Here is a 12,405-nt window from a genome sequence, read left to right on the forward strand (position 1 = left end):
ATTGATAGCTGCTTGCGCCCGGCTTGCTTGGCCTGCAGCTGTTTTTTCCCATTAAATCACCGTTTTCCCGAAAACGGCCGCCGGAAAACCCTAGGAGGCCACTGCGCCGCCGCCACTCGATACGACAGGAAGACCTGCGAGCTTCTTCAGGCCTTAAAAGTCCCCGCTGCCGCCGCTGGCCAGGCTTTCGAACTTGGTGATGCGGTTCAGGAACGCCAGTTTGACTGTGCCGGTGGGGCCGTTACGCTGTTTGCTGATGATGACCTCGGCGACACCGGGCTCCTTGCAGGCTTCCTTGGTGTAGTACTCGTCGCGGTAAATGAACATGATGATGTCGGCGTCCTGCTCGATGGCGCCGGACTCGCGCAGGTCGCTCATCATGGGGCGTTTGTCGGTCCGGGACTCGACGCCGCGGCTGAGCTGCGACAACGCGATCACGGGGCACTGCAGCTCTTTGGCCAGCATTTTCAGGCCGCGCGAGATTTCGCCGACGGCCGTCGCGCGATTCTCGTCTGCCATGCCTCCGGATACGCTCATGAGCTGCAAATAGTCGACCACGATCAGGCCGAGCTTGCCGCACTGGCGGGCCAGGCGGCGGGCGTTGGCGCGCAGCTCGCTCACCGTGAGGCCGGGGGTTTCGTCGATGTGCAACGAAACCGTGCGCAGCTTTTCAATGGCTTCGGTCAGGCGCGGCCATTCTTCGTCCGTGAGAGCGCCGGTGCGCAGATGGGTCTGGTCGATGCGGCCGATGGAGCCGACGATACGCACGGCGAGTTGCGAGGCGCCCATTTCCATGGAGAACACAGCAACGGGCAGGCCTTCGAGCAAGGCAACGTTTTCGGCGATGTTGATGGCCAGTGCGGTTTTGCCCATGGAGGGGCGTGCCGCCAGGATCACCAGGTCACCGGCCTGGAAGCCGGACGTCATGCGGTCCAGGTCATAAAACCCCGTGGGAACGCCGGTGACGTCCTGCGGGTTCTCGGCCATTTCGGTGACGCGGTCGAGCAGGCTCACAACCAGCGTGTCCATGCTCTGGAAGCCTTCTTTCATGCGCGAGCCCTGCTCGCCGATCTTGAAGATCTTCTGTTCGGCCTCGTCGAGGATGGTGGCGACGTCTTTCCCCTGCGGGTTGAAGGCGTTGGTGGAGATTTCGTCCGAGGCGGACACCAGTTTGCGCAGGATGGAGCGCTCGCGCACGATTTCTGCGTAGCGGCGAATGTTGGACGCGCTGGGAACGTATTGCGCGAGGGAATTGAGGTAGCTCAGGCCCCCTACTTCGTCGGCCTTGCCCTGGTTTTGCAGGTGCTCGTAGACCGTGATGATGTCTGCCGGCTTGGATGCGTTGATCAGGGCGCCCACGGCGGCATAGATCAGCTTGTGTTCGGAGCGGTAGAAGTCCTGGTCGGTCAGCAGGTCGCCCACACGGTCCCACGCGCCGTTGTCGAGCAGCAGGCCGCCCAGCACGCTGGATTCACCCTCGATGGAGTGCGGAGGGATGCGCAGCTGGGCGATCTGGCGATCGGGGCTGTAGCCGGGATCGTCATAGGTGGAAAGTACGGCGGACATGGGTTTCCTTGGGAGACTGAAATACTAAGCCCGCTACGAAAAACCGCTGTGGACAAAGTTGTGAATAAGCGTTGGAAATTCGGTGTAAATACACCCGGAGCTTGTGTACAGCCAATCGATATGAACAGCCATGAAAAAAGCCGCTCGGCGAGCGGCTTTTTTTGCGGGAGGGAGAAAACGCTTAAGCGGTTTCGCCGTACACCGTGACGGTGATGTCCACAGCCACATCGGTGTGCAGGGCAACGGTCACAGCGTGGTCGCCAACAATCTTCAGCGGACCGTTAGGCATGCGGATTTGCGACTTCAACACAGGGAAGCCCTGCTTGGTCAGCTCGGCCGAGATGTCATGGTTGGTGACGGAGCCGAACAGGCGACCGTCAACACCGGCTTTTTGCGTCAGCTTGACGGTGGTACCGCCGAGCTTTGCGCCCTGGGCTTGCATTTCGGCCAGCTTGGCAGCCGCAGCTTTTTCGAGTTCGGCGCGCTTGGCTTCGAATTCGGCCTTGTTGGCTTCCGTGGCGCGGCGTGCGCGGCCCGAAGGGATCAGGAAGTTGCGTGCATAGCCGTCTTTGACCTTGACGATTTCGCCGAGGTTACCGAGGTTCACGACTTTGTCGAGCAGAATAATTTGCATGGTCGTGCTCCTTACAGGCTACGGTGCTGGTCGCTGTAAGGCAGCATCGCGAGGAAGCGAGCGCGCTTGACGGCGGTGTTGATCTGGCGCTGGAAAATCGCGCGCGTGCCGGTCAGGCGTGCGGGGATGATTTTTCCGTTTTCGGCTACGAAATCGCGCAGGGTGTCGATGTCTTTGTAGTCGATTTCTTCAACGCCAGCGGCTGTGAAGCGGCAAAAACGCTTGCGCTTGAACAGCAGGGATTGGGTATTGCGCTTGGGGCGCTTGTCTTTGTTGAAACGTTTTGGTCCGGGCATGATGGACTCCTTAAATGGGGTTCGGTACTTGCTCTACCTTGTGCAGAGCCTGGATATGAAAAACAACACCTTTGCTGGTGCGCGCATTGATGAGAAAACCGGTGAACCTGAAGGGTTTGCCTAGCGGGGATTTGGCTGATTGCTCAGCCAGCGCTCCGAAGGCTACCGCCCTGACCGTCAACTTGACCTGTCTGGTGACTCCGGCTTCGACGATTTCGGACTCGTGTTCGAGAACGAAATTGGCGGCGGGGATTCCAGCGGGCGTGTAGCGAAGAGGACTTGCCTCGGCGATACAGGCGGTCAGTTCAACGTGGTTCACTGCGGGCTCTTGCTCAAAAGCAGATGCGCAGCAGCGAGGCGTTCAACAGCATGGTGGCTATTAAGCCGCATACTCCTGCTGTTGGGCCTTACGGGCTTCTTCCCTCTCGACGTTGCGCATCATGAGGGACGGGCCGGTTTCGGCTTTCTTCTTCACCACGGTCAGGTGGCGCAGCACGGCATCATTGAACTTGAACGCGTGTTCAATTTCTTCCATCACGGCCTGGCTGGCTTCGATGTTGATGCAGAGGTAGTGGGCTTTGGCCAGTTTCTGGATCAGGTACACCAGCTGGCGGCGGCCCCAATCTTCGACACGGTGCACTTTGCCACCGCCGGCGGTGATCATGCCCTTGTAACGTTCCAGCATGGCTGGGACTTGCTCGCTTTGATCCGGGTGGATCAGCAAGACGATCTCATAGTGACGCATAAACTCTCCTTGTGGTTGATTGAAGCTGCCCCAGCGTCGTTAAGGGTGCAGCAAGGCGAAGCCCATCATTATAGCGTGTTTTGATCCCTACCAGCAGGGGCCGCGGAACCGGCTTTGCCGGGCCGCAGGCGCAGCGCCCCCTTGGGGGGCAGCGAACCACACGCAGTGGGGAGCGTGGGGGCCCTATTTTTAGAGGCGTTTCAGGTCCGGGTAGCGGATGTATTCGACCAGGTCCTGGACTTTCTGGCTGGGGGGCCGGGTTACCAGGCTCACCAGCACAATGACGGCAAAACCGACGGGCACCCCGAAAAGCCCGGCCGAAATCGGGTCTATGCCCCACCACAGCTGCACAGGCGAGGTGATGCCGAAGGTGGCGCGCAGCCAGGCCTGGTTGGTGAACATGTAATACGAGGTCACGCCCAGGCCCGACACCATGCCCAGCACGGCTCCGATGCCGTTGGCGCGCTTCCAGAAGATGCCCAGGCTGAGGGCCGGAAAGAACGAGGCGGCGGCAAACGAAAACGCGGCCGACACCAGAAACAGGATGTCCGCCGGCTTTTGCGCCGCCACATAGGCCGCCAGCAAAGCCACGATCAGCAGCAATATCTTGGACACGGTTACCCGGCTCACCGTTGAGGCGTTGGGGTCGATCATCTTGTAATAGAGGTCGTGGCCCAGCGCATTGGCAATCGTCAGCAGCAGGCCGTCGGCGGTGGAGAGCGCGGCAGCCAGCCCACCCGCGGCCACCAGGCCCGAAATCACATACGGCAATCCCGCCAGCTCGGGCGTCAGCAGCACAATGATGTCGCCGCCGATGTTCATCTCATTGAGCTGCAGGATGTTGTCCTTGTTGATATCGGTGACAGACAGCAGCGAAGGGTCCACCCGCGTCCAGGAATGCACCCAGGCGGGCAGCTGGTCAAACGGCATGCCCACCAGCACGGTGAATATCTCGTACTTCACCAGCACAGCCAGTGCCGGTGCGGTGAAATAAAGCAGGAAGATACACACCAGCGACCAGGTGACCGATTGCCGCGCTTCCCGCACACTGGGCACGGTGTAATAGCGCATGAGAATGTGCGGCAAGGCCGCCGTACCCACCATGAGGCAAAAAACCAGTGCCAGGAAATTGCGGCGCGAAGTGTCGTAAGTCTCCTGCTCTTTCGGGGTTCCGTCCGGGTTGCCTGAGAACTGGGCCGCGTGGGCGGGCATGCCGTTAAGCGGCTGGGTTTTGACGTCGGCAGCGGCCCTGGCCGCCGTCCAGGCCTTGACGGCGGCGSCCTCGTCCCGGGGCATGGCGGCCATCGCCCTGGCGGCAGATGAAATTTCAGCCACGGACGCATTGCCGCTTTTGAGCTGCTCCATCCGCCTGGCGGCGGCCAGCTTGTCGGCGGCCAGCGACTCGGCAGGGTGCTCCAGTCTGCCCGACAGCGCTTGCGAGCGCTGCCTGAACATCTCCCGCACCTGCAGCTCTTTGGGATCGGCCGTCAGCTCTTTCTCCTTGGCGGTGACTTTTTCAAGCTGAAAGCCATAAACCAGCTGCGGCACCGGCACCCCCGTCTGCTTGACCGACAGCCAGATCACCGGAATGAGATAAGCCACTACGAGGATGATGTACTGGGCCACCTGCGTCCAGGTCACCGCGCGCATGCCACCCAGGAAAGAACATACCAGGATGCCACCCAGCCCCAGGAAGATGCCCAACTCAAACGCGATGCCGGTCAGGTAAGAGGTGATCAGGCCCACGCCGTAAATCTGCGCCACCAGATAGGTGAAGGAGCACAAAATGGCCGCCACCACGCCGATGAGCCGCGGCAGTCGCCCACCGTAGCGCTCTCCCAGAAAATCGGGAATGGTGAATTGCCCGAACTTGCGCAGGTAAGGCGCCAGCACCAGAGCCACCAGGCAGTAGCCGCCTGTCCAGCCCATGATGAAGGCCAGCCCGCTGTAACCCGTGAGGTAGAGCGTTCCCGCCAGGCCAATGAAGGAGGCGGCCGACATCCAGTCGGCGCCGGTGGCCATGCCGTTGTAGACCGCCGGCACGCGCCTGCCTGCCACATAGTATTCGGAGGCGTCGGTGGTGCGGCTCATGACGCCTATGCCCGCATAGAGGCCGATGGTGGCCAACAAAAAAGCGGTGCCTATCCAGAGGCGCGGCAAGCCCGCGCGCTCCAGAAGCGCCAGGATGACCACAAACACCACGAGGCCCAGCGTATACCAGCGGTAGACGCGGTCCAGCTGCCTCTTGAATTGCTGGCTCGAGAGCATGACCCCGTCGCGTGAACCAAAGAAGCCACCCATTCAGTCCTCGTCCGCCACGTCATGCTCGATGTCGAGCCGGTTCATGTACCAGGCATAAAAGCCGACGATGAGGCAATACACCACCAGGGCGCCCTGCGCACCCATCCAGAAGCTGAAAGGCCAGCCAAAAAAAGTGAAGCTCAGCGCGCGCGCAAAGTAACTCACGCCGAACGTAACGCTGAACCAGATCATGAGGAGCGCCGCCGTTACGGCGAGGTTCTTGCGCCAGTAACGGCGGTGGCTGTCAGTGGGCTGCATGGGCTGCCTCGCCGGTGGCCGCAAAAACGGCCTCGTTTTCGCGCTCGAACTGGGCCGCCACACGCGGCTCAAAGCGACTCAGGTGCGCAATCACCTTGCGCGCCTTGGCGGGCTGGCCCAGCGCCAGCCACACCTGCGCGAGCCGGTACCAGCCGTAAGGGCTCAAGGGCTGCAGGACTGTGTTCTTTTGCAGGGCCTCGGCGGCTTCCTCAAACCGGTGCGCCTGAATGTGCACCAGCGCCAGGCCATACCATGCCTGGTCCAGGCGAGCGTCCAGTGCCACCGCGCGTTCAAAGGCCGGCCCGGCCTCATCATGGCGTCCCGCCTGCTGCAACACGTAACCCAGGTTGAACCAGCCTGCCGCCTGCCCGGGCCTGACAGCAGTCAATTGCCGCAAGCTGGCAATTGACTCTTGTGTGAGCTGGAGCTGCGCCGCCACATGGCCGCGGCTGGCCAGCGCATAAGGGTCTGCCGGGCGCAGTTGCAGCATCTGGTCAAAGACGGCCAGCGCGGCAGGCCGTTTGGCGCAGGCGAGCAAAAGCAGTGCGCGTATTTTCAGAAAACCGTATTGAAGGGCAGCGTCTATTTGCACAGTGCCACCCCGATCTCCAGGCAGATGCGGATTTTGGCGATGGCCGCAATGGCCCACACCAGCAGCAGCACCAAAAAGGCCACCAGCGGCAAGTGACGGTCCATCACGACCTGCGGAGATATCCAGCGTGCTGCCTTGACCCAAGGCAGGCCCACCAGCTGAAGCACGCGATAAAACGGATTGCGGTCCTTCGCAGCGCCTGCCAGCAGGCCTACTGCCCATTGCCCGGCCAACGCAAGCAGAGCAATTTCAGTGAGCAGTTTGATGGTAGTGGTGACGGCAAGCATGGCTCACGACAAACAGATGAAGGGATGAAGGGATGAAGGGATGAAGGGATGAAGGGATGAAGGCAACGATTCCGATTGTCATCGGAGGCATTGCCAATTGTTTACCGGGAAACCTCCTGCCATCGCGGGTTTTCCCTCGGTCGCGCGGTTCCGACGCAAAAAAAATGCGCTGCGAATCTCTCCGCAGCGCACCGTTTCAATTCATGTCAACCGTCTTCAGTTGGCCAGTTGCTTCCAGGTGGCGATCACCGTGTCGGGATTCAGCGAGATGGAGCCGATGCCTTCGTCCTTCAGCCACTGCGCAAAGTCCGGGTGGTCGCTGGGGCCCTGGCCGCAGATGCCGACGTATTTCCCCGCGCGCCTGCAGGCCTGGATAGCCCGGCTCAGCATGGCCTTGACGGCGGGGTCGCGTTCGTCAAAATCCTGGGCCAGGATGTCCAGACCGGAGTCGCGGTCCAGGCCCAGCGTGAGCTGGGTCAAATCGTTCGAACCAATCGAGAAACCGTCGAAGAACTCGAGGAACTCGTCGGCCAGTATGGCGTTGCTGGGCACCTCGCACATCATGATCACGCGCAGGCCCTGCTCGCCGCGCTTGAGGCCGTGCTGGGCCAGCAGGTCCGTGACCTTTTTGGCCTGGCCCAGGGTGCGTACAAATGGCACCATGACCTCGACGTTGACCAGGCCCATGTCGTTGCGCACGCGTTTGAGCGCCTCGCACTCCATGGCAAAGGCCTCGCCAAAATCGGGGCTAAGGTAGCGCGATGCGCCGCGAAAGCCCAGCATCGGGTTTTCTTCCTCGGGCTCGTAGCGTGAGCCGCCGATCAGCTTGCGGTATTCGTTGGACTTGAAGTCCGACAGACGCACGATCACCGGCTTGGGCCAAAAGGCTGCCGCGATCGTGGCCACGCCTTCGGTCACCTTGTCGACATAAAAGGCACGTGGCGAGGCATGGCCGCGCGCCACGCTTTCCACTGCTTTTTTCAGGTCGGCATCCACATTGGGGTAATCAAGAATCGCCTTGGGGTGCACACCGATGTTGTTGTTGATGACAAATTCCAGCCGCGCCAGGCCAACGCCGTGATTGGGGATCTGGCAGAAGTCAAACGCCAGCTGCGGGTTGCCGACGTTCATGGTGATCTTCATGTCAATCGCAGGCATCTCGCCGCGCTGCACTTCGGTCACTTCGGTTTCCAGCAGGCCGTCATAAATGTTGCCGGTATCGCCTTCAGCGCAGCTCACGGTGACGAGCATGCCGTCCTTCAGCGTTTCGGTGGCGTCGCCGCAACCGACCACGGCCGGGATACCCAGCTCGCGCGCGATGATGGCGGCGTGGCAGGTGCGCCCGCCGCGGTTGGTCACGATGGCGCTGGCGCGCTTCATCACCGGTTCCCAGTTCGGGTCGGTCATGTCGGTCACCAGGATGTCGCCGGCCTGCACCTGGTCCATGTCCTTGATGTCGTGGACGATGCGGACCGCGCCCGTGCCGATCTTCTGGCCGATCGCGCGGCCTTCCGCCAGCACGGTGCCGGTGCCCTTGAGCTTGTAGCGCTGCTCGGCCTTGCCCTTGGACTGGCTCTTCACGGTCTCGGGACGCGCCTGCAGGATGTAGAGCTCGCCGTCGATGCCGTCCTTGCCCCACTCGATGTCCATCGGGCGGCCGTAGTGGGCCTCGATGATCAGCGCGTAGCGGGCGAGCTGCTCAACGTCGGTGTCGGTCAGCGAATAGCGGTTACGCAACTCGGTCGGCACATCAGTGGTCTTGACCAGCTTGCCGCCGGCTTTTTTCTCGTCGGCGCTGGTGAACTCCATCTGCAGCAGCTTGCTGCCCAGATTGCGGCGAATGACGGCGCGTTTGCCCGCTTTGAGCATGGGTTTGTGCACGTAAAACTCGTCGGGGTTGACGGCGCCCTGCACCACCGTCTCGCCCAGGCCGTAGCTGGAGGTGATAAACACCACGTCTTCAAAGCCGCTTTCGGTGTCGATGGTGAACATCACGCCGGCAGCACCTTTGTCGCTGCGCACCATGCGCTGGATACCGGCTGAAAGCGCCACGTCGGAATGGGCAAAGCCCTGGTGCACGCGGTAACTGATGGCGCGGTCGTTATAGAGCGAGGCGAACACCTCTTTCATCTTGTGCAGCACGTCCTCGATGCCGACGACGTTCAGGAAGGTTTCCTGCTGGCCGGCAAACGACGCGTCCGGCAAGTCCTCTGCCGTGGCGGATGAGCGCACCGCAAAGCTGGCCTGGGCATTGCCGGCGCTGAGGGCGGCAAAACTGTCGCGAACGGCTTTTTCCAGATCGGCCGGGAAAGGCTGGGCTTCCACCAGCTTGCGGATTTTGGCGCCGGCTTCGGCCAGCGCGCGCACGTCATCGGTATTGAGCGTGTCCAGCACGCCGTTGATTTTTTTGTCGAGGCCGTCATGCGCCAGGAACACGCGAAAAGCGTGGGCCGTGGTGGCAAATCCGGTGGGAACACGAACCCCGTTGGGGCCGGTCGGCAGTTGCGAAATCATTTCGCCGAGGCTGGCGTTCTTGCCGCCGACAGACTCGACGTCTGTCATCCTCAGGTTTTCAAACGGTACGACCAGGGCGGTCGCCTCAAACAGCTTGGACATGAAAATACTCCGGGAGGTTTAAAAACCGTGGAATTCACCATGCGCGGCAGGCAACCTTGTTGTTGTTGGAAGGGGTTGTGGCGGGGCATGATGTGACAAACTGGATAATTGCCACGATTGTAGGGGCCTGGGGCCCGACGTGCCGTGTCAGGCTTTCACCCGGCTTTCAACCAGCGAAACCCTTATTTTCCTTCCCTGTCCCTCATTTATCCCCTTCCCATGTCCCAACGCACCGTGTTTTTCATCTCCGACGGCACCGGCATTACCGCGGAAACCTTTGGTAACGCCATCCTGGCGCAGTTTGAATTCAAACCGCGCCATGTCCGCCTGCCTTTTATCGACAGCGTGGACAAGGCCCACCAGGCGATCCGGCAGATCAACCACACGGCCGAAGTCGAGGGCAAACGCCCCATCGTCTTCACGACGCTGGTGAACATGGAGATCCTCGCCGTCATCAAGGCCCATTGCAACGGCATGCTGCTGGACATGTTCGGCATGTTTGTGGCACCGCTGGAGGGTGAACTGGGCATCAAGTCCAACCACCGGGTAGGCCGGTTTTCAGATGCCTCCAAGAGCAAGGAATACGACGACCGCATCGAGGCGATCAATTTCTCGCTGGCGCACGATGACGGCCAGAGCAACCGCGACCTGGCCGGTTCGGACGTCATTCTGGTGGGCGTGAGCCGCAGCGGCAAAACGCCGACCTCGCTCTACCTGGCCATGCAGTACGGCCTGAAGGCCTCCAACTACCCATTGATCCCCGAAGATTTCGAGCGCCGCCAGCTGCCGCCGGCGCTGGTACCGCACCGCAAGAAGATCTTCGGGCTGACCATCGCGCCCGAGCGCCTGGCGCAGATCCGCAATGAACGCCGGCCCAACTCCAAATACGCCAGCCTGGAGAACTGCCGCGACGAAATCCATGAGGCCGAGGCCATGATGCGGCGCGAAGGCATACGCTGGCTGTCAACCACCACCAAATCGATTGAAGAGATCGCCACCACCATCCTGCAGGAAATCCGGCCCGAGCGGCTGGAGTACTGAGGCGGAGCCCGGTACATCCCGTGCCTCTGCACGGGATGCACAAGGTAAGCCCGTTTTTCCCGGGAATCGGGTGAGTTGCTACTGATTTGATAGCTGCTCGCGCCCGTCCCTATTGGCCCGGAAGCATTTTTTTGCGAAAAATAGAGCCTTGGGCCTGGCTAAATATTTTGCATGGAATCAGCCGTTGACCCAATCCCGACGGGCGCGAGTAGCTATCTTTTTTATAGCAGCGCCGGGTCAGCCCAGCACCGCCACCCCCTTGACCTGCGCGTACACACGGCTGCCGGGCTGCAATTGCAAGGATTCCGCTGATTTTTGGGTGAGCCGTGCCAGCAGCGCGCTGCCGCCGGCGTCCAGGCCGACCATCACCTGTCCCGGGCTGTCGGCGGAAAGGCCGGTGACGGTAACCGCAAAGATGTTCTGCACGCTGGTGCCCTCCTGGCGCTCCAGCGTCAGGCTCACGTCACGCGCCTGGATGCGCACGCGCACGCGCTGGCCGACCTGCAGCGAAGGGTTGAGCAGGCTGATGCGTCCGCCGGGAAACTCGGCATGGCTCATGTGCCATTCAGGCTCGACGGCGCTGATCACGGCATCTATCACCGCAGCCGCGGCGTCGCCGTGCGCCAGCGGCAGGTCCAGCCGCGTCATCAGCTCGCGCGTGGGGCCTGAGGCCGTGACGCGGCCCGCGTCCAGCAGCACCAGGTGGTCGGCCAGCCGGGCGACTTCGTCCGGTGCGTGGCTGACGTAGAGCACGGGCATGTCGAGTTCGTCATGCAGGCGCTCCAGGTAAGGCAGGATTTCGGCCTTGCGGGCGATGTCCAGCGAGGCCAGGGGCTCGTCCATCAACAAAAGCTGCGGACTGGTGGCCAGCGCCCGCGCGATGGCCACGCGCTGGCGCTCGCCGCCCGAAAGCGTGCCGGGCATGCGCCGCATCAGTTTTTGCAAGCCCAGCAATTCAATGGCATGTTCCAGCGAGATGCGGCGCTGGGCAGCCGGCACGCGGCGCTGGCCGAAATCGAGGTTGCTGTGCACGTCCAGGTGGGCGAACAGGCTCGCTTCCTGGAACACATAACCCAGCGGCCGCTGATGCACCGGCAAGAAGACGCCGGCCTTGTCGTCTTGCCAGACCTCGCCATTGACCGAGAGATGGCCGGCCGCTGCACGCTCCAGACCGGCAATGCTGCGCAGCAGGCTGGTTTTGCCCGAACCCGAAGGACCAAAGACGGCCGTGACGCCGCGTCCCGGCAAGTCCAGCGACACGTCGAGCGAGAAATCGGTGAAGACACGATGAAACGAGGCGGTGATGCCGCCTTCGACAAGGCCGGCCGGCCTCATGCGCTCTTCCCTTTGCGCCGGCCCGGCTGCAAGGCATTGAAGGTATAGAGCGCCAGCAGCACCAGAAAGGAAAACACCAGCAGACCACCGGCCAGCCAGTGCGCCTGGCTGTATTCGAGCGCTTCCACATGGTCGTAGATCTGCACAGACATCACACGCGTCTTGCCGGGAATGTTGCCCCCCATCATGAGCACGATGCCGAACTCGCCCACTGTGTGCGCAAAGCCCATGACGGCGGCCGTCAGGTAGGCGGGCCGTGCCAGCGGCAGCACCACGCTGAAAAAGGTACCCAGCGGCGAGGCTCGCAAAGTGGCAGCGGCTTCCAGCGGCCGTTCGCCAATCGCTTCAAAAGCGTTTTGCAACGGCTGCACCACGAAAGGCATGGAATACAGCACCGACCCCACCACGAGCCCGGCAAAAGTAAACGGCAGCACGCCCCAACCTAGCGATTGCGTGAGCTCGCCCACCGGGCCGTTCGGCCCCATCAGTACCAGCAGGTAAAAACCCAGCACCACCGGAGGCAACACCAGCGGAAGCGCCACCAGCGCGCCCACCGGCCCTCTGAGCCACGAACGTGTGCGCGCCAGCCACCAGGCCAGAGGCGTTCCAGCCAGCAGCAGCACCACGGTGGTGGTGGCCGCCAGCCGCAGGGTCAGCGCCAGTGCCTGAAGGCTTGCATCGTCGAGCATGGTTCAGTGTCGCCTGTATGCCGGTTCTATGCCGCTTCTGTGCCG

The 12,405-nt window shown here is 61.8% G+C and carries 13 protein-coding genes; 1 reads left to right on the top strand and 12 read right to left on the bottom strand.

Annotated features, from left to right (window positions below; all coding sequences use genetic code 11):
• Positions 1 to 153: 153 nt before the first annotated feature.
• From dnaB to ppsA, 10 genes are all read right to left on the bottom strand, one after another.
• A complete protein-coding gene (gene dnaB, locus AC1D11_RS01870) occupies positions 154 to 1,566 on the bottom strand; it encodes a replicative DNA helicase (RefSeq protein ID WP_457278782.1) in 1,413 nt (470 codons plus the stop codon).
• Positions 1,567 to 1,747: 181 nt separating this feature from the next.
• Complete coding sequence (rplI, locus tag AC1D11_RS01875; RefSeq protein ID WP_457278783.1) at positions 1,748 to 2,200, bottom strand: 50S ribosomal protein L9; 453 nt, start codon at positions 2,198 to 2,200, stop codon at positions 1,748 to 1,750.
• A gap of 11 nt (positions 2,201 to 2,211) precedes the next feature.
• Entirely contained in the window at positions 2,212 to 2,496 is a 285-nt protein-coding gene (gene rpsR, locus AC1D11_RS01880; protein ID WP_077592883.1) for a 30S ribosomal protein S18, read from the bottom strand.
• 10 nt (positions 2,497 to 2,506) lie between these two features.
• On the bottom strand, positions 2,507 to 2,815 hold the full coding sequence (gene priB, locus AC1D11_RS01885) for a primosomal replication protein N (protein WP_477649539.1): 309 nt from the start codon (positions 2,813 to 2,815) through the stop codon (positions 2,507 to 2,509).
• 60 nt (positions 2,816 to 2,875) lie between these two features.
• Complete coding sequence (gene rpsF / locus AC1D11_RS01890; protein ID WP_007871089.1) at positions 2,876 to 3,241, bottom strand: 30S ribosomal protein S6; 366 nt, start codon at positions 3,239 to 3,241, stop codon at positions 2,876 to 2,878.
• A gap of 189 nt (positions 3,242 to 3,430) precedes the next feature.
• On the bottom strand, positions 3,431 to 5,542 hold the full coding sequence (locus tag AC1D11_RS01895; protein ID WP_477651418.1) for a sodium:solute symporter family protein: 2,112 nt from the start codon (positions 5,540 to 5,542) through the stop codon (positions 3,431 to 3,433).
• Positions 5,543 to 5,800, bottom strand: a complete 258-nt coding sequence (locus AC1D11_RS01900) for a DUF4212 domain-containing protein (protein WP_477649617.1) — start codon at positions 5,798 to 5,800, stop codon at positions 5,543 to 5,545.
• Positions 5,787 to 6,392 (bottom strand): tetratricopeptide repeat protein, encoded by a 606-nt coding sequence (locus AC1D11_RS01905; RefSeq protein ID WP_477649618.1) that lies wholly within the window; start codon positions 6,390 to 6,392, stop codon positions 5,787 to 5,789. Before AC1D11_RS01905 ends, AC1D11_RS01900 begins: the two co-directional genes overlap by 14 nt.
• The gene (locus AC1D11_RS01910; protein ID WP_477649619.1) at positions 6,383 to 6,679 is read right to left on the bottom strand and encodes a hypothetical protein; all 297 of its coding nucleotides are present in this window, start codon (positions 6,677 to 6,679) and stop codon (positions 6,383 to 6,385) included. Before AC1D11_RS01910 ends, AC1D11_RS01905 begins: the two co-directional genes overlap by 10 nt.
• Positions 6,680 to 6,895: 216 nt before the next feature.
• Positions 6,896 to 9,295 (bottom strand): phosphoenolpyruvate synthase, encoded by a 2,400-nt coding sequence (gene ppsA, locus AC1D11_RS01915; protein WP_477649620.1) that lies wholly within the window; start codon positions 9,293 to 9,295, stop codon positions 6,896 to 6,898.
• 219 nt (positions 9,296 to 9,514) lie between these two features.
• On the opposite strand from ppsA, the gene ppsR reads away from it, so the two are divergent.
• Positions 9,515 to 10,336 carry a posphoenolpyruvate synthetase regulatory kinase/phosphorylase PpsR gene (gene ppsR, locus AC1D11_RS01920; RefSeq protein WP_457278791.1) on the top strand — a complete coding sequence of 274 codons (822 nt, stop codon included), beginning with the start codon at positions 9,515 to 9,517 and terminating at the stop codon, positions 10,334 to 10,336.
• Positions 10,337 to 10,573: 237 nt separating this feature from the next.
• On the opposite strand, the gene modC is transcribed toward ppsR, so the two are convergent.
• Together modC and modB are read right to left on the bottom strand one after the other, a co-directional pair.
• Complete coding sequence (gene modC, locus AC1D11_RS01925; protein ID WP_477649621.1) at positions 10,574 to 11,671, bottom strand: molybdenum ABC transporter ATP-binding protein; 1,098 nt, start codon at positions 11,669 to 11,671, stop codon at positions 10,574 to 10,576.
• On the bottom strand, positions 11,668 to 12,360 hold the full coding sequence (modB, locus tag AC1D11_RS01930) for a molybdate ABC transporter permease subunit (RefSeq protein ID WP_477649622.1): 693 nt from the start codon (positions 12,358 to 12,360) through the stop codon (positions 11,668 to 11,670). The genes modC and modB overlap by 4 nt, the downstream gene beginning before the upstream one ends.
• Positions 12,361 to 12,405: the final 45 nt, after the last annotated feature.

The organism is Polaromonas sp. P1_E11 (assembly GCF_056405995.1).